Origin of the sequence: Halogeometricum pallidum JCM 14848 (assembly GCF_000337095.1) — an archaeon.
GTDB lineage: Archaea > Halobacteriota > Halobacteria > Halobacteriales > Haloferacaceae > Halogeometricum > Halogeometricum pallidum.
Genome location: NZ_AOIV01000042.1, coordinates 17,358 through 42,508, shown reverse-complemented (window position 1 = coordinate 42,508; position 25,151 = coordinate 17,358). Strand labels below are relative to the sequence as shown.

Genomic DNA, 25,151 nt, shown 5'->3' with positions numbered 1-25,151 from the left:
CAACAAGTATTTACCTAAACCAACTGCGATTGCATACCCACATGACCGTTCGAACGCGGGCCCTCGCGTGGTGCGGGGGACTGTGCGTCCTCCTCGTCGCCGTCGTCCTCGGGAGCGCCGGCGTCGGACCGGTCGCCATCCCGCCCGCGACGGTGGCGAAGGCGGTGCTCGGGGCGTTGGTCCCCTCGATCGGGTACGCCGTCGAGCGGACCGTCCGCATCATCGTCGTCGACGTCCGCCTGCCGCGCATCCTGCTGGCGGCGCTCGTCGGGTTCGCGCTCGCGACCGCGGGCGTGGTGATGCAGGGGTTCTTCCGCAACCCGATGGCGGACCCCTCCATCATCGGCATCTCCTCGGGCGCGGCCGTCGGCGCTGTCGCCAGCATCGTCTTCCCGTTCGTCCTCCCGTTCGGTCTCCAACTGCAGGGCGCGGCGTTCGTCACCTCGGTTCTGACGGGGTTCGGCGTCTACCTCCTCGCCACGCGCGACGGGCGCACGCCGACCGCGACGCTGCTCCTCGCGGGCGTCGCCGTCCAGACGTTCCTCGGCGCCGTCATCTCCTTTATGATGCTCAAGAGCGGCTGGAGCCTCCAGCGCGTCGTCTTCTGGCTGATGGGGCATTTGAGCGGGACGACGTGGCGCGAGGTGAGCGTCGTCGCCGCCGTCCTCCCGCCCCTCTTCGTCGTCCTGCTGTTCTACGCCTCCGACATGAACGTCCTCCTCCTCGGCGAGGCGGACGCCCACAGCCTCGGAATCGAAGTCGAGCGGACGAAGCGAATCCTGCTCGCGGTGTCGAGCGTCGTCACCGCGTCGGCCGTCGCCGTCTCCGGCGTCATCGGCTTCGTCGGCCTCATCGTTCCACACGCGATGCGCCTGCTCGTCGGCCCGGACCACCGAATCCTCCTGCCGACCAGCGCCCTCGCCGGCGCGTCGTTCCTCGTCGCCACCGACACGCTCGCCCGGTCCGGCGCGGCGGAGGTGCCCGTCGGCATCGTCACCGCCGCCATCGGCGCCCCCTTCTTCCTCTATCTGCTCCGCACGCGGGAGGTGCATCGGCTGTGAGTCGGGGAGAGCGAGAGCACGCAGAGCCGCTGATTCGGGCGACGGACCTCTCGGTCGAACTCGGGGGGAACGCGATTCTGGACGGTATCGACCTCGCCGTCGACCGGGGGACGTTCGTCGGCCTCATCGGGCCGAACGGCGCGGGGAAGACGACGCTTCTCAAGACCGTCAACGGGTCGCTCACTCCCTCGCGCGGGCGCGTCGAAGTCGACGGCGAGAACGTCCACGCGCTCTCCTCGAAGGCGACGAGTCGCCTCGTCGCCACCGTCCCGCAGAACACCTCGCTCACCTTCGATTTCGACGTGCGCCAGACCGTCCGCATGGGACGAACGCCCCACCGGTCCAGACTCGGCGGGTGGCGCGGCGGCGACGAGTCGGCGGTCGAACGCGCCCTCGAACGCACGCGGACGACCGAGTTCGCCGACCGGACGGTGAGCGACCTCTCGGGCGGCGAGCGCCAACGGGTGCTCATCGCCCGCGCGTTGGCGCAGGAGACGCCCCTCCTCCTCCTCGACGAACCGACCGCCAGCCTCGACATCAACCACCAGGTCAGGACCCTCGAGCTGGTGCGGGAACTGGTTGGGGAGGGGAAGACGGCCGTCGCCGCCATCCACGACCTGAACCTCGCCGCCCACTACTGCGACGAACTCCTCTTGCTCTCCGGCGGCCGCGTCGTCGCTACCGGCCCGCCGGAGTCGGTGCTCACCGAGGCGCATCTGGAGGACGCCTTCGGCGCGAACGCCGTCGTCGCGCGCCACCCGGTCACGGGGTCGGTGTACGTCACCGCCCTGCCGGACCGCAGCGTCAGCGCCGGCGGCGAGTCGCGCGGCCGCGTCCACGTCGTCGGCGGGGGCGGTACCGCCGCGCGCCACCTCTACCTCCTCTCGGCGGCGGGGTACGACGTCTCCGTCGGCGCGTTGAACGAGGGGGACACGGACACCGAGACGGCGCGGAGTCTGGGGATAGAGGCGGTGACCGTCGACCCGTTCTCCCCCGTCGACGACGAGGCGGAAGCGAGCGTGGCCGAACGCGTCGCCGCCGCGGACTGCGTCGTCGTCGCCGACGTGGAGGTGGGAATGGGCAACCTCGCCAACCTCCGGGCCGCCGCGGGCGCCGAACGCCTCGTCCTCGTCGAGGAGCGACCGTTCGCCGAACGCAACTACGCGGGCGAGGCGGGCGAGGAGGCGTACCGGACGCTCCGCGAACGCGGCGTCGTCGTCTCCTCGAAGGACGTGCTCGCCGCCGTCTCGAACCGACTCGGCGGCCGCGGGGACGGCGGAGACGGGACGTCCCGCGACGCGGGCGAAGACGGCGAGCGGAGAAACGGCGAGTCGACGCCGGCGTCGGACGGGGCGTCCGTCGACTCCCCCTTCTCACGGTGAGGGCGGGACGCGTTCGCCGCGACCCGGGGTCACGACGCGGAGCGTCTCGCGAGCGGGCGCGGGAGAACCGGCGGGCGTCGCCGACGTCCTCGACTTCCGTGCCGCCACCACCAGAACCGACCGCTGCACCCCCTCTCACCGGCGTGCGACCGCCGCCGACGGCCGTTCGTCGCCTTGATTATACTTGCCCGAGTTAATTAATGAGAATAATGTCCTGTCGGTGCCGACGCATTTTTGTGCGCGCGGCCGTTACGTGAATACGAGTGAGGGTCGGGACCCCCGTTCTCCCCGACCTGCGACCTACTAATGAGTGACTCCGTCACCGAGCGCGCGCGTCAGCGCGTCCCGACCGACTCCCAGGAGCGACGAACGGAGAACACACGCGACGAGACGGAGGACGAACGCGAGCGACCGGACGAGGAGACGTTTCGCTGCCCCGAGTGCGGTTCGACCGATCTCGCCACCGACGAGGGACGCGGCGAGACGGTGTGTGAGAACTGCGGCCTCGTCGTCGATGAGGACGCCGTCGACCGCGGTCCCGAGTGGCGAGCGTTCGACTCGAAGGAGAAGGACCAGAAGTCCCGCGTCGGCGCGCCGACGACGAACATGATGCACGACAAGGGGCTGTCGACGAACATCGGCTGGCAGGACAAAGACGCCTACGGCAACTCCCTGTCCTCGAACCAGCGTCAGAAGATGAAGCGGCTCCGCACGTGGAACGAGCGGTTCCGCACCCGCGACTCCAAGGAGCGCAACCTGAAGCAGGCGCTCGGCGAGATAGACCGCATGGCCTCGGCGCTCGGCCTCCCGGACAACGTCCGCGAGACGTCGTCGGTCATCTACCGCCGCGCGCTCGAGGACGACCTGCTGCCCGGCCGCTCCATCGAGGGCATCGCGACGGCCTCGCTGCACGCGGCCGCGCGGATGGCGCAGGTGCCGCGCTCGCTTGACGAGGTGGCCCGCGTCTCCCGCGTCGACGAGGACGAGTTCGAACGGGCCTACCGCTACATCGTCCGCGAACTCTCGCTCGAAATCAAGCCCGCCGACCCGGTCGAGTACCTCCCGCGGTTCGCCTCGGACGTGGAGGTGCCGAAGGAGACCGAACGTACCGCGCGGGAACTGCTGGAGAACGCGAAGCGCGAGAACGTCCACTCGGGCAAATCGCCCGTCGGCCTCGCGGCCGCCGCGCTCTACGCCGCCGCGCAGTTGACGAACGAAGACGTGACCCAACACCAGGTCAGCGGAGTCACGGACATCTCGGAAGTGACCATCCGCAACCGCTATCAGGAACTGCTCGAAGCGTGGGACGCGACGCCGTTCGTCGGCGGCGGCGAGTCCGGCGTCGAGGCCTAAGCCGAAACTCGGTCGCCCGGTGACGAGTCGCCTTCTCTCCGCCGTCGCCGTCTCGACGGCCGAACCGACGCCCGACGCGACCGCTTTTTGGTGCCCGCCCGTCGACAGGAAGGTATGACCGATGGCTCCCGCGAGGGCGTCGTCCTCTGCGGCGGGTACTCGACCCGTTTCGGCGACGGCGACAAGGCGCTGGCCGACCTCGCGGGGACGCCCCTCGTCCGCCGCGTCGCGGACCGACTGGCGACGGTCTGTGACCGACTGGTCCTGAACTGCCGGGACGAGCAGGCGGAGGCGCTCCGCGCGGCCGTCGATGGCTGCGGCGTCCCCGTCTCCGTCGCCACCGACCCCGTCCCGGACCGCGGGCCGGCGGCCGGCATCGCCGCGGGACTCGCCGCCGTCGACGCGACGCACGCCGCCGTCGTCGCCTGCGACATGCCGTTCGTCGACCCCGCGTTCGTCGCGTATCTCTTCTCGCGGGCGGACGGTCGCGACGCCGCGGTGCCGCGACCGGACGAGTGGTACCAGACGACGCAGGCGGTCTATCGTGCCGACGCGATGGTCTCGGCGTGCGAACGAACCCTGAACCAGGGAGAGTCGCGAGTCGTCGACGCCCTCGACCAACTGGACGACTGGGTGACGGTGACCGAGGAGGAGGTGCGGGCGCACGCGACGCCGGAGACGTTCGAGAATCTGAACACTCGGGCGGAGTTGCGCGCGGCGGCGCGGCGGTTCGAGTCGTCCTGACTCAGTCGCGTTCTAGCACGTCGACGACAGGGTCGTCGTGGATGAGTCGCGTCACGAGGACGCGCGGGACGGAGCGCGCTCGTTCGAGGACTCCCGCTGCGATTTCACGCGCCGTCTCGACCGTCTCCTCCGTGTCGGCCATGTTCACGACGGGGACGGCGTCGGCGCCGTCGGGGACGTTCTTCAGGCCGCCGTCGGGGTGTGCGAGGACGTCCGCGACGTGCTTCGGGCGTATCTCGTTGCCCGCGGCCACGTCCGTGAGTTCGGCGACGCGCTTGGGTCGGTGGACCGCCTCCTCCGTGAGCGGTTGGCCGACGACGCGGACGGAGGCGAGGGGGGCGACCACCGTGGCGGCGTTCGGAATCGGCGGTTCGCCCTCCTTCGGCGCTTTGAGAAGCCGAGTCCGCGCGCCGTCGCCTTTCACCAGCAGGGGCGTCGCCCCCGACGCGGCGAGGTCGTCCACGACTTCCGGGTCGTAACCGAGATACCGGTCGCTCCGGTCGCCGTCGCGGGCGAGTCCGAGGGGTCGCTCCGTCGCCTCCCGCGCGGCCGAGACGGGGTCGTCGGTGAGGACCGTCCGTTCGACGTGCCCGCCGAACTTCGGCATCTTGACCGTCGCGGTGACGACGGCGTCGGAGAGTTCGTCGGCGAGAGCGTAGATGAGCGTCTTCTTCCCGCCCGCGCCGACGGCGACGAATACGGAGTCGCCATCGACGCCGAGGGCGTCCGAGAGCGTGGGTGGCATAGTCGGGGTGACGGGTGGCGCCGGTTTCAACGCCACGGCCCTCCCGTTCGTGTTCGGGTGGCGCGGGCGGGCGCCGGCTCGGTCGAGTCGCCCGGAGGCGGCGAAGCGTCATGCTTACTCGCCCGCGCGGTCAGCATCGGACATGAACGTCCCCTGCGTCCGCGTCCCCACGAGTGAGGGGGAGGCGACGCGGCGCGCCCTCGCCGAACGCGACCTCGTGGACCGGACCTACGAGATAACCGTCCGCGAGGGGTCGCTGTACATCCCCGTGACCGACGCCGCGGCCGTCCGCGCGGAGTTCGACGTGGTCGAGTTCGACGCGGAGGCCCGCGAGACACAGACGATGCCCGCCGACGTCCTCGGCTTCGACCCGACGTACGAGCGACTCGGCGACGTGGTCATCCTCGACGAGGACGACCCCGACCGCGCCCGGAGAATCGCCGACGCCATCGCGGAGTCTGACCTCCGGGCCGAGACGGTTGTCAACCGCGCCTCGAAGGTGAAAGGCGAACTCCGCGTCCGCGAGTGGGACGTACTGATCGGAGATTCGACGGAGACGGTCCATCGGGAGTACGGCTACGAGTTCCTCCTCGACATCGCCGAGGTGTATTTCTCCCCCCGCTTGGCGACCGAACGGCACCGCGTCGTCGAGCAGGTCCGGGAGGGCGAACGCGCCTTCGATATGTTCGCCGGCGTCGGCCCGTTCGCCGTCCCCATGGCCGGGCACGGCGCGGAGGTTATCGGCTGTGACCTGAACGCCGCCGCCGTCGACTATCTCCACGAGAACGCCCACCGAAACGGCGTCGCGGACCGTCTGACCGCCGTCGAGGGCGACGTGCGCGAGGTGGCCGACGAGTACGAGAACTGGGCGGACCGACTCGTGATGAACCTCCCGCACAGCGCCGACGACTTCCTCGACGCCGCCGTCCGCCTCGCGAGCGAGGAGTGCGTCCTCCACTACTACGACATCCAGCACGAGGACGACCCGTTCGGACCGGGAATCGAGTCCGTCCGCGAGGCCGCGGAACCGGCGTACGACGTGCGGGTAGACACCGAGCGAGTCGTGCGGTCGTACGCGCCCCACGAGTACAACGTCTGCCTCGACGTGACACTCACCGCGCGCTGATTCGGAAGCCTTTTCTTCGTCATGCGAATACGGTAGGATGCGTTCGACAGCACCCCGCGCCGGTGTAGCTCAGCTGGCAGAGCGATTCCTTCGTAAGGAATAGGCCGAGGGTTCAAATCCCTCCACCGGCTTTCTACTTCAGGTTTACATCCCACAGAGACATTACTCTGTGCGGGATTTGACCGCGACCCTGTTCGGGGGTGGTGCGCGTGACGGTCTTCGTCGAGACCGCACCCCACGAGTTCGCTGCAAACTTCCTATTCAACGAGCGAGGGCTGTTTCCGTTCTTCGCCGCTGATAGGCGCGTGAAACGTGGCGGAGGCTCCGCGACGGGGACATTCACCTACAACGGCGAAGAGTGGCAGAGCCGTCTGTCGTACCAGGAGAGCGGTATCAAACATCCGGGAGAGCAGACTCCCGAAGGGACGCGCTTCGAGATCGACACGATTCGTGAGTACCGTCTGAATGTTCGGAGTCTCGATGACGAGGTGGGACAGCGGAAGTTCAACGTCCACCTCGCTCCGCGTTGGCCCGGAATGCGGTCAAAGGGTGGTAAGGAGATTCCCGTTCCGGAGGGTTTCGGGGAGGGTGTCAATCTCCGCGTGACCGGAGCGAACATCGAGTTTACTGACTACCAATTCCTCATTCGCCGCGGCTTCGGCGCGGTCGACGTGCAACCGGAGTACTTCACGGAGCCTCATCCGTACAGTAACGTACAGGATGCCGAGAGGTACGTCCGACTTCAACGGGATGTCAGTGGACCCATCCATGCGAGGAGCGGTCCTATCGCTCAGCTCGGCCATCTCCTCGAAAACGACCGGAGTGGGTACCGAAAGGTGGTACAGAACGATCAGGCTGGACGAGGAGAATCCCTCCCAGGTTACTACCACACCGTCACACTCGGACAGAAGCGTATCCAGGAGGCGCTGCCTTCTCACGAACTCCCGAAGGAGATCAAGCACTACTACGCACGGGAGGCACAGGCGTTTCCCGACGATCACCCGCTAAGCCACCCGAAGGTCGGAGCGTCCTATCAGGTCAATCGATGGGACGGTAAGATCGGAGTCTCCGCCGAAGAACTCCACCGACTTGATCGGGAGCTCGACGAGACCGTACTCAGTACATTAGCAAACGCCGGTCTCGATATTCGGACCGGAGGGAACACCTACGTCTCGGATGCTTACTTCACGGCTTCCGAAAGCGAGCGAGACCGCGACATCATCGATCTCAACACGACGCGAATCCGTCAGACGCAGGAGAGCGTCGTGATCAAGCACATATCCGATGGTCTGAGTCCGGTCGAATGGGAGAGTTTGGAGCAGCTGGTTTCGGACGGTGGCAAAGTGTCACCGACCGATATTGCGGAGGAGTACGGTCGCCATCCCGATAGCGTTCGGCGCGCACTCGATCGGATAGACGATCTCGTGAGTCGTGAGTACGGTCAGGTGAGCCTACAGTCAACGTACATTGCGGAGCTAGTCCATGATGCCGTAGAGGAAGCCCGGAGTGCAACCCGGCGAGCGACGGAAGCCGCTGCAAAGGCGGTCGAAGCCGCGCAACGAGGAATTGACGAGCGTACCTCCGCGTTCATCGCGTGGGCTGCAAAGCACGACATCAACTTCGAAGAGCGAGGTGACGGAGTAACACTCCGCTTTGGAGAGCTCGAAGCGGAGGATCACCGTGAGGAGGTTCGCCGTCTGCTCCGGGAGGGTCTAGATCTGTGGGAACGGGCGAACCGTGATCCAGCTAAGTACCGGTGTGGTCGATACCGGTACCACTACCGAGAGACAGCGCATTCGCTTCGGTCTCTCGATGCAGATCTAGTCACCAAAACGGTCGGTGGGAGGGTGTGGGAAACTCTCAGATAGAGCACGACTGCTGAGTGGCAACACTACCGAGTAGGTCAAATACCGGCATTTTCTGCGGGTGTTCCTTGGTTTTGTGAGTACGTTTGGGGCTGAGTTCGGTGTTCCGACGCTACTCGTCAGTCACCGTCGAGAGAATCCGACCGCAAGGCTCGGATTCTCTGTTAGAGGTGTGCCTAAGGGCACGAATCCAAAACACCCTCACCCCTCCAGGAGGACCCGGTGCCTCTGCTGTACAAGACCGTCTAAGCGGACCTCAACAGTTGCCGAAGATTCAGAAATCTCAGATCGACCTTCGGTACGCTGAATTTGCATCTCCAGTGTCATACCAGCATCAGGCTGAATAGGCATATATGGCTGCCAAACCCTGTCATTTACCCTTCTGGCACCATCAATGTCAGTCACCTCTATGCCAGATTCGGTCCAGATCTCTATTTCGACGTTAGTCGGATCGATTTGATTTGCAGTAGGGTTCTCAATCCGGAGAGGTAGAGAGCTGTCGCTACTTCCGCTTGTAAACGTGAACCGCACTTCCGGGACTCCGGATTCGATAACGGACATTGATTTGCCACTTCTCCAAGCGTACCATCCACTCGATACGATTATGAGTAGAGTGTAGAGGTTGATCAATCTGTCTTTGTATAAATATGCTCTGACGAACTCAGAGATTTGGCTCAATATAACCCCTAACACCGGTGTGGGAATTTCTACAAGAGTGGCGAATAAGAGCCCACCACTACCGAGAAAACTGCCCGCAAATAAGAACGGCAGTAGCACGAAATCTACTCTCTTAAGCCAAATATTGTCGTAAAAGGGCCTCAGTGTAGCTAAAGTCAGCTTGCCGATCAGGAATAGAGAGGGCACAACCGTAACCAACCTAAGTGGATATCCCTGTGGAAATATTGGGTTGCCAGCAGATACACTGCTTAGGTAGACAGATATTATGACGGTAGTTACAGCAAGCTGTAGATTTTCTACTCTGGTTCGGTCTTCTTTCGACGGAATCTGTCGTAGTTTGACGAGAATTTGATCTGCTTCTTCGGACGATTCCCCGCGACGAATCAAATCCGATATCAAGCCATCCATCAGGATTCATTGATCGGATTTAAGTTTTAGCATATTATCAGGTAGATCAATGAGTGGCTATGGTTCTCGCGCTATGACGATTGTCGGTGATTACGTTAAACCGAATTCAACTCTGACAACGATGAATCGTATCCACCGAGAACTGACCGGGACACAGGGCGAATTCGGCCGCTGGCAACAGGTGCAGGAAGAATATGGTTCGCAAGAGTGGGACGATAACTCATTCGAGGAGTTTCTCCGGGTTTGTCGCCAATACGTGGAAGGAGATATCGAGGAGATTTCTGAGGCGTATCTCGACATACTCGAACCAGAAGAGCTGTCACAGGACCTGATCACAGACACTCTCAAATCAAATTTGGCAGGAGACGAGGTCAATCGCAGAGAAGGGTTTCAGTATCGTAGACGTGATGATGGACGTGTTAGCGCTTCTTACTACTATTTCACCACCGATATTGAGATAACGGAGAACCTAGAAATTGAAGATATACCAAATCAGAAAAGGATTCCGCTGAAATTTGATCCGGAAAGGCGGTTGATCATCGTAGAGACAACCATGCCAGCAAGAGTGCAGAAGGCGAAATCAGTAATCAACGAAAAGACGATTCTGGACGTAGCAACGACAGGGAATCTAAACCTAGTTGAACAAGAGGCAGAATCCAGAGTCCGTTCGTTTATAGACTCTTTTGAGCGTGCGGATACCGATTCAGCGGAGGAACAGAATGAGTGACGAAAAACCAGAGCCTGTAATAGAAGAGATTAGTGAAGTGAAGATGTACAACCCACAAACTGACCAAGACCGACCCATAAAAAGAGCGGATTTCGAGGGAATATCAGATATATTCGAAGATGACCAAGTGGAGGATCTGAGAGACGAAGGGTGGTTTACACGAGGAATAGGTGCGAAGGTGTCCTACCGAAATAGAATATACAAGGTCACAGTGTCAGGAAACAGCCGTATCGGATACGTGAAGGTTGAAGACGTGGAGGACGCAGAGATTGGGCGGGAACTACACGACATCATCAAAGACCGCTATCTGGATAATTTCCGAATCTATCCGCAGGTACAGTAGCTCGCACTTTCCCACGGGGTCAGACGCCAATGTATTCAGTGGACCCGATGTATGCACGTTTCCGTATGCAGTGGCGGGTCCGATGTGCATAGATTCGGGTAGTGGAGAGACAGTAATCGAGAGTGCTTTGCCCGGATTGGCTGGTACTATATAAACAAACTCGCTTTGAGTACCCTGAGCGCAACGCTTTCGAAGGTGGGGGCATACATCAGTACTTATGGGGAGCACGAAACGGACAACAATTCGCCTCAGTGATGAGCGCCAGCGACTCTTGGAGAAAGCAGAGGAGATCGTTGCAAGCGGACCAAACGATAACCCACCGACCTCCGACGTGATCGATGCCGCGCTAACCCACCTCATCGAATCGGAGGAGAACATCCGAAAACTACGTGAGGAGCTCCCACCGTCGACGGTACAGAGATTCAATACATCAGTACTCGGTCTCCGCTACAGAACCGCGATAGAGAGTCAATGGCGATAGACAGAGTAAGAGCGGAATCACCGGGGGTCAGTGTTGAACCGACGTCCCACGATGGCTGTGCCCATCTTGACACCCGGTCCGTTAAGTATACTTAGTGCGGCTCACAGATGGAGTGCTTATGTGATCCCCCCGTCCCTACGTCGACGAGGAGGAAAGCGCATGACTCGAAAAGAGACACCATACCGATACCAGTCACAGTGCCAAGAGTGCAACCGCGACTACACCTCAACCGTCGAATATACCGAGTATAGGGCCATGTACGGGGACTACATCTCGGTCGCAGGCTATACCGTTCCGGCGTACTGTCCAACATGCCGCGAGCAACCCGGCAATTCGAAACACGACCGTCGCGAGGTCCGCCTCTCCTCCGGCGCCGAGCTCACGGGGATCGGATGGATCATGCGCCTCCTTGATCGTCTTGAGCATCCTAAGGACCCCGTACCGCCGCAGGAGGAACAAGTTGAGATATTCCTCGATATGGTTGCCGAGTTGGAAGACTCCAGCACTGGAGAGTTTGATATCAGGGGCTTCCACGACCGCGATGCCGCGCCGTTCTATTATGCCTACTGTCGGCTTGATGAGTGGCATTTCAATAATCTGTGTACTCGAGCTCAGGAGGAGTACCAGGTCCAAATCAAGGGGCTCGCGTATCGTGGTGAGCAGTACATGCGAGAAAACAGCCTCATAGAGGAGATGGAGATTGAGCCCAAACAGTGTCCCCAGGGCTACGATATCGTGCCGCATGTAGACTTCCTCGATCAAATGGGGGCCTACATAGGAGTCCTACACCATCACACCGAGGTGACGGATGACGGGCATGAGTACACCGTGAATGAAGTGATCTTCGACGGAGAGCCTATCCCACACGTTGCTTATACCCCTTCGTCCGAGGACGACTTGACCTGGGGATACAATGGAGCAGGGCCTGCAAACACTGCCCGGTCAATCCTTGAACACGCGATTACCGTCTCAGAGGATCCGCCAGATGTTGACCCGGCTGCGGCGTGGAGAGACCTCCTCGGATTTGACGCGTATAGGGAGCCAGCGGCCAGTGGAAAAATCATCACGTACGATGAGGTGATGGAGTTCCTGCGGCAACATGAGGCCGAATCCGAGGATTAGGCTTGCGTCGATGAGAACCGTAGCTCTTTCGAGCCATTTTCGATTACTCTACGATAGCAAATACGCCTCTTTTTCCTGTACGATAGCTTTCCCTTCCGTACAAGATGGAGCATGCAGCGACCGCCACACTCAGGGGCACCTAATCGCAACTCACGCACTGTTCTCTCAATCTATAGATTCATTATCTATAGGGAGAAGACGAACCGGTGTGAGCTACAGGTCTATACGCTCTAAGCTGAGCAGGTTCTCCCTCCCAAGTCGAAGTTTGTAGAGTTGGCCTGATCTGTCCATATCTGAAACCACTCGACTAACCTTCGTATCCGACCAGGGAATCTGACTGACAACAGATTGTTGCCATGCGCTACCACCCTGACTCCGAAGTATCCGCACGACTTCCTCGAAGTCGGACTCAGAAGGCACAGCCACTACCCCTGACAATCGCGCGAATAGCTTTGTGCACACGAGCAGGGAACTTTTGTCCCCACGCAGTCTGTCGATTCCTCTCTAAAATAGTCGTAAGAAAGGAGGAATTGACATTCTGGTATAAACCTCGTGTGCAATTTCGACCAGCAGCGGAGAGAAAATAACTCTCCAAAGCGCTGATCGTACCTCCGTCTGCTATTTTTCTCGTGTGCACAAAATCACACCCAACACGCCGCTGTCTGTCGATTTTCCCGGTATCTACTTGTAGCATGCGTCTCTTTTGGCGACGTAAGGAGTAGAGAACTCTAACCAACGAGACAGCCCGCCGGGGAGCGGTGAACGTGCCAGCGTACCACGCTCCATACCGGCGGTGGAAAACCCGACGCAAGCAGGGAGAACTGCCTGCGCCTGAGTGGTAGGGAGTACTGTTCCCTGCGATTTAGTCGTTTTGATAGTTCACACCTCTGCTTCATCGGGCCTGTCGCGTCGAAATCAAAGAACGCGAACCGATGCATACGACCCACCTACAGATCAGGGGCACAGTGGAGCAGACCAATGGCTGAGGACGGAGTTCCTCGTGAGCTACGGAGCTACGTCGAAAATCACCGAGAGGAGCTCGCGTACGTACTCAAACATGGAGAGGATGAGACGGTCCGAGGGCTGGCCTTGGCCGTGCTCCTCCGAGGCGGAGACGAACGCGACCGCGAGGAGGTAAAACGTGAAATCGACTCCTTGGAGGGGAAGCTCGATCTATGAGCTCAGCCGTCATTCAGAGCGGCGACAAACCTCTCGGCATCGTCGAAGAGTCCGGGGTATTCGTCTGCGAGAGTCATAAGGTCACTAATGCGCTCTCGTTCTGTGAGGATTCCGGGGTCCTCCTCGACCAGGTGGAACACCGCTTCCCGTACCTCCCGCTCTCGCTCTTTGACCGTCTCGACCGCACCAGGTTCGAGGGCCTGTCCGCACCAGACGCAAAATTCCTCGTGACGGGGAGTTTCCCGCTGGCAACGGGGGCATTCGTTCGGAGCGATGGGGTCGGGAGTTTCGTCTTCAACGTCGAGACCGTGAGCACGCGCGAGTGCACGGTCACTCTCTCCGCCGAAGATGGCAATGTAGCGAGAAGCCACGCTACTCCCACGAGTCCATCCGTGGTGATCCTCAATGCGGGCCTGATTCACGTTCTGGCTAGCGAGGAAGGACGCCGACGACTTCCGGAAGTTCGTGATCGTGACCGGTTTGGTAACGCCAGCTCTGTCAGCGGCTTCAATGAGGAGTTTCCGGAACATCTGATAGGACATCTCCTCACCGGATTGGAGCTTGCACCACAGGGGAGCCCCCGAGTCGCCTTTTCGTGGATGGTCCTGAAGCCAGCGCTGGAGGTAGGGGACGCTGGGGATGAGGGTGATAGTTCTCTGCCCCGTCTTTCCGTCGACGGTGATCTGGAGTCCGTGCTTGTGGTCGGTTACGTCTCCAACACGGAGTTCTCGGAGCTCCCCACTGCGTGCACCCGAGTCCCAAGCAACCGCGATGAACGCGGCATCTCGGGCGTTCATCGTGGCGTCGATCATGGGGAGGATATCTCCCTCCCAGCGGAGCATTTCGCCGGGGGACGGCTTCGGATCGTAGTTGCGACTCGTGTCGGCGGGCACCCACTCGATACTCGGCGGAATCTCGTCGTCTTCCGTGACGCGCTTTGCGAACATTCGGAGCGCAACGCGGTAGTCGCGATTAGTCTCCTCGTTGTCGTAGTTTCGGTTGATCCATCCCACGAGGTTCTCCGCAGCGTTGCGACTCTCCAGAGCGTCCGTAAGGCCACCTACCTCCTCGGCCATGCGAGTGCAGTGACGGAGGAGCTTCACGTGCCGGTGGAGCCCGTACTCAGACTTCAAGAGGTACATCTGATCGCTAAAGGCGATCAGGCGTTCCTGATCGTCCGACGAGATTTCGTCGGAAGTCGTGACCCGATCACGGAGACGGTCGACTTCTTGTTTGGGCTTCACTCCCATAGTGCTCTGAACGCACAGATAACTTATGGGGATGTAAACCTTAGGTTATCCGCCCTCCACCGGCTTGCGCTTCGCGCATACCGCTAATTTCTACACAGCACCTCTGTACCATAAGTATTCGGTCGATTATCGGCCTGATTTGTTGCGCTCTGACTGCGTACTTTGCCGGTAAGTCTCTCGTTCAATTGGTTGCGGTGACCGACGTACCCCGTCGACGTATGTATGTTAGTTTAATTTACACAGTATTCCTGTCATTTTTGACGAGAATTCAACGCAGTCGAACGTATAATCGGTGCAAGATAACACATGACAATACTATTGAACCGTCTCCGACAAGAGTTAAGTAGTATATGACAATCAGTAGTGATTCAATCGCATCTGCAAATCGTCGTCTTTTTGACGCGAACAAGCGACTGGCCCAGGTCGACGAATCAATCAGGAATTCCACGGAATCAGATTTTCAAATCGTCATTTCGACAGGGGGCGAGCTACAGAAATGTCAAAGAGCAATAGAACTGTACGCAAAGTCAATATTAGAGCTATCAGGGGTATATTACAAGCCGACCCACGATTTTCAGCTCAATGAGGAGTACATCTCTGACTGCGTCAAAGCCATAGACAACAATTTGGGCTCATCGTACGGGGATGCTGCTTGTCGAGCTTTTGCAGTAGCGAATATCTGGAGTGGCGCATATCCCGCAACCGAATACGGTTTTGCTAACCGAAGTCCTGATTCAGTGTTCTCCACTGACGATTCTGTCGTGGCCTCCGCCTACGCTAAGGAATTGAAAGAAAAAGTGACAGAGATGATAGACGAAGCAGAGTCACAGTATGGGCCAGCGAACTCTGATTCCGATGCATAGCTCCTCACACGATTAAGACTACGAAATGACTCATGGCGACCGAGTCAACCCTCTAAAAGGTGAAAAGAGCACCAGGGGGAGACCTCAGTTAGTGCAGATGAAAGTGCTAATGCTAATCAAGTGAATTTGGACCAGTCACTATACTCCGTTTCTCCGGTTCTCACAGCGGCCATGCAGAATAAAATCCAGTGGCTTCGCGCGAGTTCTATCGAGGCGTCGCTCCGAGTATCCGATCGAAGGCGGGCACGAAACGACTCACGGCAAATCGTAGTCGTACTCGAACTGGACAGTCGACTCGTCCACCCGCACGTATCCGTCCTCGTACGGGAAGGCGATATCAACGTCCGTTTTCGGCTCCGTGAGGAGCGTTTCGAGGGATTCGGGGTCAACCACCTCCGAGACGGGTCGAAGCGACAGGGGGTCATCCTCCTTCACCTCGGCGACGAGGGTGATAATCTCGTACAGCACGTTCTCTCGGGAGGGCTCTCCGAGCGAGCGTTCCGCCGTACCGGCGCGTGAGGTTTTTCCGGGCATTTGTGTCACCGCATCCCATCGTCGGTCCGTCGTCTCCGACGCGATGGATCTTCCGACCGTGCGTGGTAGTACCTGTCTTACTTTGGTAAACGCTTCGGCCGGGTCAAAAACGCGCGATAGGCGGGGCTCGTAGCCCGCGCCCCATCCGTCGCGGCAGGACACGGCACTTATCGGGCGGGCCGGCCGAGGAGTGGTATGCTCACCTTCATCGGACTCGGTCTGTACGACGAGCGGTCGATAACCGTCGAGGGGCGCGACGCCCTCGCCGACGCGGACCGCGCGTTCGCGGAGTTCTACACCAGCCACCTCGTCGGCGCGACGGTCGAGGACCTCGAATCGTACCACGGTATCGACGTCGAGGTGCGGGACCGCGCGGGCGTCGAACAAAATCCCGAGGACATCCTCGACGCCGCCGAAGACGGGCACGTGGCGTTTCTCACCGCCGGCGACACGATGATATCCACGACGCACGTCGACCTGCGACTCCGGGCCGTCGAACGCGGTATCGAGACGCGACTGATCCACGGCGTGACCGCCCAGTCGGCCGCCAGCGGCCTGACCGGACTCCAGAACTACCGGTTCGGGAAGGCGGTGACGCTGCCGTTCCCGTACGCCCACGGCGCGGACGGCGTCCCGAAGAGCGTCACCGACTCCATCGAGGCGAACCGCGAACGCGGCCTGCACACGCTGGTCTATCTCGACATAAAGGCCGACCGCGAGGAGTACATGACCGGCGATTACGCGGCCGAGATGCTCGCCGAGGGCTGGGAAGACGTGTTGGGCGTCGTCGTCGCGCGGGCGGGTAGCGAGTCGCCACTCGTCGCCGCGGACCGGTTGTCCGCCCTCGCCGAACGCGACTTCGGCGACCCCCTCCACATGCTCGTGATTCCCGGCGACGTCCACCACGTCGAGGCCGACGCGCTCAGAGCGCTCGGCGGCGCGCCGGACGACATCGTCGAGGAGAACGAGGCGTAGCGGAACGCGCGCTCAGACGCTTTCGCCGCGACCGGGTTCCTCTAAGTCCAACGCCTCGCGGAGGTCGTACTCGTCGCCGGTGACCATGTAGAGGACGTCCTCGATGATGGTGAGCAGTTCCGGCACCTCCTGGACGACGAGGTAGGTGATACCCACGAGTGCGAGGACGGCGAGGAACTGACTGATGATGCGGTCGGAGATGAAAAAGGACACCATGTACGGGTCGCTCGACCCGAACAGCAGGAGAATCTCGTCGACGAAAAACTGCATGTACTGCTCGCCGAACGCGATGGTGATGAACGTCGTCCGCGCGAGGTTCAGCGCGTAGATGATGGGGACGGCGATGGCGAGCGCCCGAACCTTGCGTCTGATGGGAGCGTCGACGGCGGCGATGAGACCGCCGAAAATGGCCATGCTGCCGAGTCCCGTGCAGGCGAGGACGACCGAGACGGTGATGCGGTGGGTACCCTCCATGAACACGAACATGTTGTGGTAGCCGAGGTCGCCGGTCGTCATCTCGGGGTAGTAGCCGAGGGCGTTCACGAGGAACTGGGTCTGAGCGGCGACGGTCTCCATGAGGACACCCCTCGGCGCTGGGACGGCCAGTCCGAGGAGGGTGAACGCGGGAATCGTCTCGAACGGGAGGTAGATGACCCCCATGGCGGCGACGGCCTTCGAGAGGACGAACAGGCTGTCGCGTCCCGAGTACAGCAGGTACCCGGCGTAGAGACACGCCGGAACGGCGGCTAAGGAGAGGAATCCCTCGATGTAGCTCTTGTGCTCGAAGGCGAAGTGCGGGACTAACTGCAGCCAGAAGACGGCGAAGAGGCCCCACGCGGCGGCGGACACGTACCGCGCCAGGCGGTCGTTTCGGCGGTACAGGAGGGCGCCGGCGACGAAGGTGAGGATGGACACCCACGCGAGGAGATCAGAGAGCAGTCCGGGCATAGACGATAGATGGGCGTACCGGACTAAATTCCTTGTCGTTCCGTGCGTCCGTCAAATCGAGGCGCCGGAGTACCGAGAAAAGCGTCGTAGCGGTTCAGATCAGAAGTGCAACGGGTCTCGGTCGAACGCGGTCGATGCAGTCGTCGCGGTTAGCGCGACTGAAGACGATCACCGCGTCGGTGACGCGACGACCCGCCCTGAGACTCGCAGAACTAGCAGTTGCGTCGAACCGCGAGAGCCGCGAGCGACGCGCCGAGGAACAGCGCTGCGGCGGCAGCGCCGACCCCGAATCCGGGTACTTCGGTACCGGTCGCCGTGCCCACACCGGATTCGGACGGCGTGGCGGATGTCACCGCAGGGGAGGTCGCCGCGTCCGTAGCAACGCTCGCCGTCACGGACCGCGTCCTCTCCGCCGCGCCGGATGCCTCGTCAGCGGTCGTCTTGTTTTCCGCCACACTCCCGACATCTGACGCGTCGTTCGCGGCCGTCCCGCCCGACGACTCCGTAATCGGACCCGCATCGGCGGTCGGTCGTTCCGTCGACGACGGTGTCGCCGTCTCGGTCGGCGTCGGGTCGCGGTAGTCGCCGTACTCCGAATCGCCGTCGCCGTCGTCGCTCGGCGGTCTCGAGACGGCAACCGGACCGCTCCGACTCTTCGCACCGGACGCGTCGTCGACCGCGACGACCGCGTAGTCGCCGGTCGCGAGACCGGCCGCGTCGAACGCGTAGTCGTACTCACCCCGGCCGTCGAGGAGGGCGACGTCGGTCGCCACCATGTTTTCGCCCGCATCCCGAAGTTCGACCGCAACCGACCGCCCGCCCGCGTCCGCCGAGACGGTCCCCGCGATGACTGCGCCGTCGTCGTTCGTGACTGTCGCGTCGTCCACGCCGACCGCGAGACCGAGGCTCTCGACGTCGAACGTGGCGTTCCGGTCCCCATCGCCGCCGTAGACGACGTCGTACGCACCGCGGTTGAGCGTCCCGGTATCGAGGAGGAACACCTTGCTGTTCGCGCCCGTCGACTCGGACCAATTAACCGAGTCGTTCGCGACGTCAACGCTCGCGTTCGTCCGATCCGTCAGGACGGCGAGCGTCGACCCCTCGTAGACGGTGTCGTCGTCGCCGACGCGCGTCGTCACGGCGGCCGACTGGACCGCCGCCGTCGGGTCCGCCGCGTACCCGTTTCCGACCTCGTCGACAACGTCGTACGTGACCCGCAGGTCGTCCGCGTAAGCGCCGTTCAGCGTTGCGACGACGCGTCCCTCGGAGACGCTGACGGACTCCGTGAGGTTCGCGTCGCCGCCGACGGTCGAGACGTTCAGCGTCCGAACGACCGAGACGTTCTCGTCGAAGGCGAGTTCGACCTCGGCGTCGGTACCGTTGTCGTACCGTACCGCTGACCGAAGTTCTGGTGCGACACCCGGGACGACTTTCAGTTGGTCTTCGACGGTTTTGTTGGCTGAGAGCCCTTCCGTAATGGGGTCTGCTGTTTCTACAGCAGATACATTGTATGTATTAGCAGATAATGTCGAGAGATTGAAATTTACGAGTAGTATTTCAGATATCTCACTTGATCCCATGTTGTACGTTGTGTTCGGCTCCCCAATGTCCCAAACACTGTCTCCATCTTTGTCGATCCAAACTGCATAGTTATCATTCGATTCAGAATTGTTGTCCTGAACGGTCGCGTTAATCACGACGTCAGAACCCGCTTCAACAGTTACCTGCGTTCCGTTCCCCGCCCCGAGGTCGATTTCGGACGCGTCCGCGGCGGCAGTCCCCGTGAACGCGACGGTGCCGGCGACAGTCGAGAGAGCCACCAGTAGGGCGAACGTGACAGCACGGAACCGTTCTGATTTACCTTTCATTTTTGAGTTTGCGCTCGCGGCCGCGGGCGAGGAGACTCACAGAGATACCTCTCAACCCCTACTCGGGGTGTTCTCGAACAGTCTCGACCGCGCCGTAGCGCAGTTGCACCAATTATCGTTCCTAATAAATGTCTTTCTTTCCTGTATTTGTGGACGGACCGATACAGTCGTTAGCGACCGTAGTACCCGGTTATCGTCGTCGGTCGTCCGACGTTGGCATAACTATCACATTCGATAACAAACGCCCGGCTCGGGGGAGTTGTCGCCTTCGCTCGAAGAAAAACGGGCTTGCGGCGTTCTCAGTCGTCCGTGACGATCTCTATCTCGTGGCCGTCCTGGTCCTTCGTGAACGCGTAGCGGTTGTCGCAGGACTCGGGGTCGCGGTAGTCCTCTGCCTCGCGTTCCATCAGCGTCTCCCAGGCCTCGTCCAGGTCGTCGGTGCGCACGGCGAGGTGGCCCCAGGCGTCGCCCAGGTCGTACGTCTGACCGCCGTAGTTGTAGGTGAGTTCGACGGTCATCGCGTCCTCGGAGGCGTCCGACGGCGCCATGAAGTAGTTCGCGAAGGAGTCGGACTCCCAGCGACTCGTGTGCTCGTACTCGAACTTGCGGGTCCAGAAGCCGAGGGCCTCGTCGGCGTCCTCGACGCGGATCATCGTGTGGTCGAGACTCCACTTCGCGCCGTGGTCGCGCTTGACGATCTCTATCTCGTGGCCGTCGGGGTCCTTGACGAACGCGTAGCGGTTGTCGTTCGACTCGGGGTCGCGGTAGTCCTCGACTCCCTCCTCCATCAGTTGGTCGTACGAGGACTGGAGTTCGTCCTCGGGGACGCGCACGGCGATGTGCCCCCACGCGTCGCCCATCTCGTACGTTCGGTCGTCGTGGTTGTACGTCAGTTCGAGCAGCGCGTCGTCCTCGCCGGCGTCCTCCGGACCGAGGAAGACGTTCGTGAAGCTATCGGCCTCCCAGCGACCCTTCTCCTCGTAGTCGAGGTGCGTGGTGTACCACTCCAGCGACTCATCGAGGTCTTCGACGCGCATCATCACGTGGTCGAGTACGTCGGACATGTGCGGGTGGTGGGTCGGCGCGTCGAAAAGCGTACCGAACGCGGAAGGCCCTCTCGACGGTGACGGCGCGCGAACGACACCTCGTTTCGACACGCACAAGACGGTCGACTCGGAAGGGAGGGTATCGAATCGAAATAGGTGTCCCCGTTCCCGTGTCAATCGTCCCCAACCCAGTCAGACGCTGCATCCTCTCGGTCGGTCTCCTCCTCGCCCACTTCGGTCTGGTCGACCGCGACAGAGCGGTCAGAACCGCCGAACTCGCGTGGCCCCGCGTCGTCACCGGTATCGCCCGCATGTCGAAGAACGCCGTCGACGTGGCGATGGTCGGTAGCGCCGTCGGCGTCGCCGCTATCAACGGCGTCGGGTTCGCCGGTCCCTACTGGGGCCTCGCGTTCGCCCTCGGCGGCGGCGTCGCGGCCGGGACGCTGGCGCTCGTCTCCCAGCGCTACGGCGCCGGTCGCTCCGACGGCCTCGGCGTCGCCGTCCGGTCGAGCGCCGTCCTGACGGTCCTCGCGACGCTGCCCGTCACGGTGGTCTTCTGGTTCTTCTCGGAGCCGCTCATCTCCGTGCTGACAGACAACCCGGAGGCGATAGCCCTCGGCGCGCGCTACCTCCGAATCGTCGGCCTCGGCGTCCCGTTCGCCGGCCTGAACCTCGTCGGGAGCCGTACGCTCGTCGGCGCCGACGACGCCTACATCGCCATGGTGCTCCGCGCCGGCGGCGCGGCCATCAACGTCGTCGTCAACGCCGCGCTTATCTTCGGTCTCGGACTGGGCGTCGAGGGAGCGGCCGTCGGCACCGTGCTCTCGAACGTCGTCGTCACGGCCGCGTTCGCCCTCGGACTCGCGCGGGGCGGCCTCCCTGGCGTCGGCGCGTTCCCCGTCCAAATCGACCCGTTCGGCCGCTACGCCGCCGTCGATGCGATGAGCGACATCGTCTCAATCGGCCTGCCCGTCTTCGGCCGGTCGCTCGTCTGGACCGTCGCCGAGTTCCCGATGCTCTTTTTCGTGAGCGCCCTCGGGCCGAACGTGACGGCCGCGTTCATCATTGCGCGGCGTATCTGGGGCATCATGAACACGCCCGGGTGGGGCTTCGGACTCGCCTCCTCGAGCCTCGTCGGCCAGTCGCTCGGGCGGAACGACGAGGAGACGGCGGAGGCGTACGGCCGCGAAATCGTCCTCCACTCCGTGGCGACGTACGTCGTCTCGGCCGCGCTGATCGCCGCGTTCGCGGAACCCATCGTCCGCCAGTTCGCCGAGAGTCCGTCGTCGCCCGCGGTTCCCATCGCGGTATCGTTCGTCTACGCCGCCTGCGTCGCGGTCCTCATGCAGGGCGTCTCGGGCGCCGCGGCCGGACCGCTGGACGCCAGCGGCGACACGCGCGTCCCCTTCCTCAGCCAACTGCTCGGCATGTTCGGCTGTTCGATTCCGCTGGCGTACCTCGCCGCGCAGACGAATCAGATCGAACTGCTGTACCTCTCCTTTCTCGCGGAGACGACGATTCCGGGGGTCATCAACTACTACCGGTTCTCCACGGGCAAGTGGAAATCCGTGAGCCAGCAGTACCGCCCGGACGCCGCGTCGAGCGACTAGCGCTCGGTTGATGCGTCGTTCGACCCGCCGAGGTAGACGTACGCGGCGACGGCGAGCAGAAGCGCCGTCCCGACCGGCCACGCCGTCCGACCCGGTTGCACCGAGAATCCGCGCGCTAAGGAGAGTTGCGCGACGCTCGCGGCGGCCAGCAGACCCGCGACGACCCGTCCGTCCTCGTAACCGAGGGCCGGGCCGACGGCGGCGACCCCGAGCGCGGAGAGATAGAGGAGGACCGAGAGCGGCCACGCGTAGATGTAGTCGGGCAGGCCCGCGGTGTAGACGAACAGGAAATCGGAGAGGGTGGTCACGCCGAACGGGTCGAGGTTGAGGAGGCCCCACGGGAAGATGTACGTCGAACCGCCGCGGACGAACGTCTGCACCGACCACGGGACGGCGAGGAGGCAGAGGAGGAACGGAACGGTGAGCGGGGGGACCGACCGGACGGGTCGGGACGCGCCCCGAGAACTAGACACGGCGTGTCACTTCCGCGCGATGACTCGGAGGACGTCCTCGTCCATCAGTTCGTGGTCGCGGCCGACCTGCTGCTCGTCGTGCTTGGCGCTCGGGCCGGTGACGCGGGCGAAGCGGAACCGCTCGTCGAGGGTGCCGCCGAGGTTGTGCAGGGCGTCGTCGACGGTGTTCTCTCCCTCTTGGAGGACGAGCGGTTCCTCGTAGTCGACGCCGCGGCCGGGTTTGTCCATGTAGACGCGAATGAGACCCAGCCGCTCCCACATCGTCTCTTTGAGCCCTTCGAGGCCTTTCTCCGTCTCGGCGCTGATGAAGATGGCCTCGTCGGGGTCGATACCGAACTCGCGGAGGTTCTCCTTCACCGTCGGGAGGTAGTCCTTCTCGATGAGGTCCGCTTTGTTCACCGTGACCATCGACGGCAGATACTCCCGATTGTCCATGATGCCGTCGATGAGTTCGTCGATGGTCAGGTCGCCGCGGATGGTCACGTCGGCGTTGACGTAGCCGTACTCGCGGAGCACCTCCTTGATGGTGTTCTCGTCCAAGGACACGTCGTCGGTCGCCGTGACCTGGATTCCGCCTTTGTGCTTCTTGGAGATGGAGAGACTGGGCGGCGTCGTGTCGAGGCGTATCTTGTTCTCGTACAGTTCCTCGCGCAGTCGCTCGTAGCGCTCTATCTCGAACACCGAGAGCATGAACACCACGAGGTCGGCGGTGCGGACGACCGACAGCACCTCCTTGCCGCCGCCGCGACCGCTCGCGGCCCCCTCGATGAGGCCCGGCACGTCGAGAATCTGGATGTTCGCGCCGTTGTAGTGGAGCATGCCGGGGTTGACGTCCAGCGTCGTGAATTCGTACTCGCCGACCTCGCTGTCGGCGTTCGTGAGGGCGTTGATGAGCGTCGATTTGCCGACGCTGGGGAATCCGACGAGAGCCACCGTTACGTCGCCCGTCTTCTCGACGGCGTAGCCGTGGCCGCCACCGCTGGAGGATTGGTTCTCCAGTTTCTCCTTCTTCTCCGAGAGCTTCGCCTTCAGCCGACCGATGTGCGACTCGGTCGCCTTGTTGTACGGCGTGTTCGTTATCTCCTCTCGGAGGTCGTCTATCTCCTCCTCCAGTCCCATCGCCTAAGCCTCGGCCACGTACGTCGAAAAAGTTGTTCCTTCCGTCCGCCCGACCGCGACGTGTTCCGTGACAAGCACTTCGATACCGTTATCAATCGAACTCGTGAGGGACGCAGTGAGGAGTATGCCCGACCCGTCCAACCTTCGGGACAGCACCCAAATCGTCGTTCCGTGCGCTTCGCTGGAAGACGTTCGCGAGGAGTTGGAACGGGAGTTCACCGTCACCGTGTTCCCGAACGACGGCATCTGTAAGATAATCGGGAGCCCAGTCGAGATAAAGACGGTCAACGATTTCCTCACCCGGCACGGCGTCACGGTCCCCTGACCGCTCTCTCGCATCGGTTCATCGCTCCGTGACCGGGGGAGGGACGCTCGAATCCTTCCGAAGCGCTTTGTACGACGGACCACCAACGGTTCGTATGGACGATACGCCGGGACTTTCCGACCAGTACCGGACGGCAAGCCCGTGGCCGATATTCGTGGCACTCGGCATCCCCGTCTCCGAGATCGGAATCCTGTTCGACCTCTTTCCCGTCGCCGTCGGCGGCCTCCTCCTGTTCTCGGGGAGCGTCGCCGGGATGACCAAAGAGTCCGGCTACGCGGAGACGCCGTGGGGTCCGCTCGCCGTCCTCGGGGGCGTCTTTCTCGTCCTCGGCGCCGCGTTCGCGTTCGCGGCCGCGAACCTCCAGACGCGCGGCTACGCCATCATCGCCGCCGCCGTCATCCTCCTGCTGGCGGGCGCCGCCGGCCACCTGTTCGGTCCGCGGGAGGAACCGTCTCTCTGAGCGCGCCGGACGGACGAACCAACAACCTATTTGATTCCGCCCCGAAACGAGCGACCATGGCGAACGAGATATTCGACAGGGAGACGCTCCTCGACCTCACGGTCAACATGATCCCGCTGTTCATCATCGCCTTCTTTATGGTCGCGTTCGCGGTCTTCCCGCTGTTCGGCCGGGGGGACCTCCTCGCGATGGCGGTACAGTACGGACTGCTGCTCGTTCCGTTCGTGGCTCTCGCAGTCTTGACGTACCTGTCGGGCAAGGCGATAGCGGGCGACGAGAAGCGCTCGACCGTGTTCCTGCAGGGGCAGGCGACCGTCGACGAACCGACCGAACTCCACGAGTACGAGTCGCAGGCCGAGGCGGCGGCGGTCGACGACGACAGTCCCGCGGAGTTGGAAAGCAGCGACGGCGAGACGACGCAGAACGACGACGAGACGACCCGAAACTGAGACGACGCGTGCGCCCG

At 62.2% G+C, this 25,151-nt stretch carries 27 protein-coding genes and 1 tRNA gene; 18 read left to right on the top strand and 10 right to left on the bottom strand.

Annotated features, from left to right (window positions below; translation table 11 throughout):
• Window positions 1-41: 41 nt before the first annotated feature.
• From btuC to C474_RS18190, 4 genes are all read left to right on the top strand, one after another.
• A complete protein-coding gene (gene btuC, locus C474_RS18205) occupies window positions 42-1,061 on the top strand; it encodes a vitamin B12 ABC transporter permease BtuC (protein WP_008389450.1) in 1,020 nt (339 codons plus the stop codon).
• On the top strand, window positions 1,058-2,443 hold the full coding sequence (locus C474_RS18200) for a heme ABC transporter ATP-binding protein (RefSeq protein ID WP_008389449.1): 1,386 nt from the start codon (window positions 1,058-1,060) through the stop codon (window positions 2,441-2,443). The genes btuC and C474_RS18200 overlap by 4 nt, the downstream gene beginning before the upstream one ends.
• Window positions 2,444-2,749: 306 nt before the next feature.
• On the top strand, window positions 2,750-3,796 hold the full coding sequence (locus C474_RS18195; RefSeq protein ID WP_008389447.1) for a transcription initiation factor IIB: 1,047 nt from the start codon (window positions 2,750-2,752) through the stop codon (window positions 3,794-3,796).
• A gap of 114 nt (window positions 3,797-3,910) precedes the next feature.
• Window positions 3,911-4,540, top strand: coding sequence for a molybdenum cofactor guanylyltransferase (locus tag C474_RS18190; RefSeq protein WP_008389445.1), 630 nt, complete (start codon window positions 3,911-3,913; stop codon window positions 4,538-4,540).
• Window position 4,541: 1 nt separating this feature from the next.
• Here C474_RS18190 and yqeC read toward each other — a convergent pair whose 3' ends face one another.
• The gene (yqeC, locus tag C474_RS18185; protein ID WP_049917169.1) at window positions 4,542-5,285 is read right to left on the bottom strand and encodes a selenium cofactor biosynthesis protein YqeC; all 744 of its coding nucleotides are present in this window, start codon (window positions 5,283-5,285) and stop codon (window positions 4,542-4,544) included.
• 142 nt (window positions 5,286-5,427) lie between these two features.
• Between yqeC and C474_RS18180 the strand changes: the two genes are divergently transcribed.
• The 3 genes from C474_RS18180 (at window position 5,428) to C474_RS18170 (ending at window position 8,279) form a co-directional block, all read left to right on the top strand.
• A complete protein-coding gene (locus C474_RS18180; protein WP_008389442.1) occupies window positions 5,428-6,411 on the top strand; it encodes a class I SAM-dependent methyltransferase in 984 nt (327 codons plus the stop codon).
• Between the two features lie 58 nt (window positions 6,412-6,469).
• Window positions 6,470-6,542: transfer RNA gene (locus tag C474_RS18175), tRNA-Thr, on the top strand.
• 69 nt (window positions 6,543-6,611) lie between these two features.
• Window positions 6,612-8,279 (top strand): DUF7845 domain-containing protein, encoded by a 1,668-nt coding sequence (locus tag C474_RS18170; protein ID WP_008389440.1) that lies wholly within the window; start codon window positions 6,612-6,614, stop codon window positions 8,277-8,279.
• Window positions 8,280-8,477: 198 nt separating this feature from the next.
• Here the strand turns inward: C474_RS18170 and C474_RS22240 are convergent, their stop codons facing one another.
• Complete coding sequence (locus C474_RS22240) at window positions 8,478-9,362, bottom strand: hypothetical protein (protein WP_152421713.1); 885 nt, start codon at window positions 9,360-9,362, stop codon at window positions 8,478-8,480.
• Window positions 9,363-9,411: 49 nt separating this feature from the next.
• On the opposite strand from C474_RS22240, the gene C474_RS18165 reads away from it, so the two are divergent.
• The 4 genes from C474_RS18165 to C474_RS18160 all read left to right on the top strand — a co-directional run bounded on the left by C474_RS18165 (window position 9,412) and on the right by C474_RS18160 (window position 12,035).
• Window positions 9,412-10,089, top strand: coding sequence for a hypothetical protein (locus C474_RS18165; RefSeq protein WP_152421712.1), 678 nt, complete (start codon window positions 9,412-9,414; stop codon window positions 10,087-10,089).
• On the top strand, window positions 10,082-10,432 hold the full coding sequence (locus C474_RS22235; RefSeq protein ID WP_152421711.1) for a hypothetical protein: 351 nt from the start codon (window positions 10,082-10,084) through the stop codon (window positions 10,430-10,432). Before C474_RS18165 ends, C474_RS22235 begins: the two co-directional genes overlap by 8 nt.
• Before the next feature lie 217 nt (window positions 10,433-10,649).
• Window positions 10,650-10,913 (top strand): DUF7386 family protein, encoded by a 264-nt coding sequence (locus tag C474_RS23630; protein WP_083862083.1) that lies wholly within the window; start codon window positions 10,650-10,652, stop codon window positions 10,911-10,913.
• 159 nt (window positions 10,914-11,072) lie between these two features.
• The gene (locus C474_RS18160; protein ID WP_152421710.1) at window positions 11,073-12,035 is read left to right on the top strand and encodes a DUF6166 domain-containing protein; all 963 of its coding nucleotides are present in this window, start codon (window positions 11,073-11,075) and stop codon (window positions 12,033-12,035) included.
• 213 nt (window positions 12,036-12,248) lie between these two features.
• Here the strand turns inward: C474_RS18160 and C474_RS23700 are convergent, their stop codons facing one another.
• Window positions 12,249-12,455, bottom strand: a complete 207-nt coding sequence (locus C474_RS23700) for a helix-turn-helix transcriptional regulator (RefSeq protein ID WP_449404856.1) — start codon at window positions 12,453-12,455, stop codon at window positions 12,249-12,251.
• Window positions 12,456-13,013: 558 nt separating this feature from the next.
• Here C474_RS23700 and C474_RS18155 point away from each other — a divergent pair.
• Window positions 13,014-13,214, top strand: a complete 201-nt coding sequence (locus tag C474_RS18155) for a hypothetical protein (RefSeq protein WP_008389435.1) — start codon at window positions 13,014-13,016, stop codon at window positions 13,212-13,214.
• Between the two features lie 2 nt (window positions 13,215-13,216).
• Here the strand turns inward: C474_RS18155 and C474_RS18150 are convergent, their stop codons facing one another.
• Entirely contained in the window at window positions 13,217-14,464 is a 1,248-nt protein-coding gene (locus C474_RS18150; RefSeq protein WP_008389434.1) for a site-specific integrase, read from the bottom strand.
• Between the two features lie 350 nt (window positions 14,465-14,814).
• On the opposite strand from C474_RS18150, the gene C474_RS22230 reads away from it, so the two are divergent.
• On the top strand, window positions 14,815-15,327 hold the full coding sequence (locus tag C474_RS22230; RefSeq protein WP_152421709.1) for a HEPN domain-containing protein: 513 nt from the start codon (window positions 14,815-14,817) through the stop codon (window positions 15,325-15,327).
• 255 nt (window positions 15,328-15,582) lie between these two features.
• Here the strand turns inward: C474_RS22230 and C474_RS23210 are convergent, their stop codons facing one another.
• Window positions 15,583-16,023, bottom strand: a complete 441-nt coding sequence (locus tag C474_RS23210; RefSeq protein WP_239640460.1) for a HalOD1 output domain-containing protein — start codon at window positions 16,021-16,023, stop codon at window positions 15,583-15,585.
• Between the two features lie 33 nt (window positions 16,024-16,056).
• On the opposite strand from C474_RS23210, the gene dph5 reads away from it, so the two are divergent.
• Window positions 16,057-16,836 carry a diphthine synthase gene (gene dph5, locus C474_RS18140; RefSeq protein ID WP_008389431.1) on the top strand — a complete coding sequence of 260 codons (780 nt, stop codon included), beginning with the start codon at window positions 16,057-16,059 and terminating at the stop codon, window positions 16,834-16,836.
• Between the two features lie 12 nt (window positions 16,837-16,848).
• Here dph5 and artA read toward each other — a convergent pair whose 3' ends face one another.
• The 3 genes from artA to C474_RS18125 all read right to left on the bottom strand — a co-directional run bounded on the left by artA (window position 16,849) and on the right by C474_RS18125 (window position 20,716).
• Window positions 16,849-17,784 carry an archaeosortase A gene (artA, locus tag C474_RS18135; RefSeq protein ID WP_008389429.1) on the bottom strand — a complete coding sequence of 312 codons (936 nt, stop codon included), beginning with the start codon at window positions 17,782-17,784 and terminating at the stop codon, window positions 16,849-16,851.
• A 212-nt stretch (window positions 17,785-17,996) separates the two neighbouring features.
• Complete coding sequence (locus C474_RS18130) at window positions 17,997-19,364, bottom strand: hypothetical protein (RefSeq protein WP_008389427.1); 1,368 nt, start codon at window positions 19,362-19,364, stop codon at window positions 17,997-17,999.
• Between the two features lie 587 nt (window positions 19,365-19,951).
• Complete coding sequence (locus tag C474_RS18125) at window positions 19,952-20,716, bottom strand: VOC family protein (RefSeq protein WP_008389425.1); 765 nt, start codon at window positions 20,714-20,716, stop codon at window positions 19,952-19,954.
• A 152-nt stretch (window positions 20,717-20,868) separates the two neighbouring features.
• Here C474_RS18125 and C474_RS18120 point away from each other — a divergent pair, with 152 nt between their 5' ends.
• Window positions 20,869-22,308 carry an MATE family efflux transporter gene (locus tag C474_RS18120; protein WP_008389422.1) on the top strand — a complete coding sequence of 480 codons (1,440 nt, stop codon included), beginning with the start codon at window positions 20,869-20,871 and terminating at the stop codon, window positions 22,306-22,308.
• Here the strand turns inward: C474_RS18120 and C474_RS18115 are convergent.
• Together C474_RS18115 and C474_RS18110 are read right to left on the bottom strand one after the other, a co-directional pair.
• The gene (locus tag C474_RS18115; protein WP_008389420.1) at window positions 22,305-22,781 is read right to left on the bottom strand and encodes a TIGR04206 family protein; all 477 of its coding nucleotides are present in this window, start codon (window positions 22,779-22,781) and stop codon (window positions 22,305-22,307) included. The genes C474_RS18120 and C474_RS18115 overlap by 4 nt on opposite strands.
• A 6-nt stretch (window positions 22,782-22,787) precedes the next feature.
• The gene (locus C474_RS18110; protein ID WP_008389412.1) at window positions 22,788-23,900 is read right to left on the bottom strand and encodes an OBG GTPase family GTP-binding protein; all 1,113 of its coding nucleotides are present in this window, start codon (window positions 23,898-23,900) and stop codon (window positions 22,788-22,790) included.
• 124 nt (window positions 23,901-24,024) lie between these two features.
• Here C474_RS18110 and C474_RS18105 point away from each other — a divergent pair, with 124 nt between their 5' ends.
• From C474_RS18105 to C474_RS18095, 3 genes are all read left to right on the top strand, one after another.
• Window positions 24,025-24,225 carry a VNG_1110C family protein gene (locus C474_RS18105; RefSeq protein WP_008389410.1) on the top strand — a complete coding sequence of 67 codons (201 nt, stop codon included), beginning with the start codon at window positions 24,025-24,027 and terminating at the stop codon, window positions 24,223-24,225.
• A gap of 94 nt (window positions 24,226-24,319) precedes the next feature.
• Complete coding sequence (locus C474_RS18100; protein WP_008389409.1) at window positions 24,320-24,685, top strand: DUF7541 family protein; 366 nt, start codon at window positions 24,320-24,322, stop codon at window positions 24,683-24,685.
• A gap of 56 nt (window positions 24,686-24,741) precedes the next feature.
• Window positions 24,742-25,134, top strand: a complete 393-nt coding sequence (locus tag C474_RS18095) for a DUF6684 family protein (protein WP_008389408.1) — start codon at window positions 24,742-24,744, stop codon at window positions 25,132-25,134.
• Window positions 25,135-25,151: the final 17 nt, after the last annotated feature.

Coding starts and splice junctions, on each gene's coding strand:
- btuC (WP_008389450.1), top strand. CDS start 42: ATGACCGTTCGAACGCGGGCCCTCGCGTGGTGCGGGGGACTGTGCGTC.
- C474_RS18195 (WP_008389447.1), top strand. CDS start 2,750: ATGAGTGACTCCGTCACCGAGCGCGCGCGTCAGCGCGTCCCGACCGAC.
- C474_RS18190 (WP_008389445.1), top strand. CDS start 3,911: ATGACCGATGGCTCCCGCGAGGGCGTCGTCCTCTGCGGCGGGTACTCG.
- yqeC (WP_049917169.1), bottom strand. CDS start 5,285: ATGCCACCCACGCTCTCGGACGCCCTCGGCGTCGATGGCGACTCCGTA.
- C474_RS18180 (WP_008389442.1), top strand. CDS start 5,428: ATGAACGTCCCCTGCGTCCGCGTCCCCACGAGTGAGGGGGAGGCGACG.
- C474_RS22240 (WP_152421713.1), bottom strand. CDS start 9,362: ATGGATGGCTTGATATCGGATTTGATTCGTCGCGGGGAATCGTCCGAA.
- C474_RS18165 (WP_152421712.1), top strand. CDS start 9,412: ATGAGTGGCTATGGTTCTCGCGCTATGACGATTGTCGGTGATTACGTT.
- C474_RS22235 (WP_152421711.1), top strand. CDS start 10,082: ATGAGTGACGAAAAACCAGAGCCTGTAATAGAAGAGATTAGTGAAGTG.
- C474_RS23630 (WP_083862083.1), top strand. CDS start 10,650: ATGGGGAGCACGAAACGGACAACAATTCGCCTCAGTGATGAGCGCCAG.
- C474_RS18160 (WP_152421710.1), top strand. CDS start 11,073: ATGACTCGAAAAGAGACACCATACCGATACCAGTCACAGTGCCAAGAG.
- C474_RS18155 (WP_008389435.1), top strand. CDS start 13,014: ATGGCTGAGGACGGAGTTCCTCGTGAGCTACGGAGCTACGTCGAAAAT.
- C474_RS18150 (WP_008389434.1), bottom strand. CDS start 14,464: ATGGGAGTGAAGCCCAAACAAGAAGTCGACCGTCTCCGTGATCGGGTC.
- C474_RS22230 (WP_152421709.1), top strand. CDS start 14,815: ATGACAATCAGTAGTGATTCAATCGCATCTGCAAATCGTCGTCTTTTT.
- dph5 (WP_008389431.1), top strand. CDS start 16,057: ATGCTCACCTTCATCGGACTCGGTCTGTACGACGAGCGGTCGATAACC.
- artA (WP_008389429.1), bottom strand. CDS start 17,784: ATGCCCGGACTGCTCTCTGATCTCCTCGCGTGGGTGTCCATCCTCACC.
- C474_RS18130 (WP_008389427.1), bottom strand. CDS start 19,364: ATGGGATCAAGTGAGATATCTGAAATACTACTCGTAAATTTCAATCTC.
- C474_RS18125 (WP_008389425.1), bottom strand. CDS start 20,716: ATGTCCGACGTACTCGACCACGTGATGATGCGCGTCGAAGACCTCGAT.
- C474_RS18110 (WP_008389412.1), bottom strand. CDS start 23,900: ATGGGACTGGAGGAGGAGATAGACGACCTCCGAGAGGAGATAACGAAC.
- C474_RS18105 (WP_008389410.1), top strand. CDS start 24,025: ATGCCCGACCCGTCCAACCTTCGGGACAGCACCCAAATCGTCGTTCCG.
- C474_RS18100 (WP_008389409.1), top strand. CDS start 24,320: ATGGACGATACGCCGGGACTTTCCGACCAGTACCGGACGGCAAGCCCG.
- C474_RS18095 (WP_008389408.1), top strand. CDS start 24,742: ATGGCGAACGAGATATTCGACAGGGAGACGCTCCTCGACCTCACGGTC.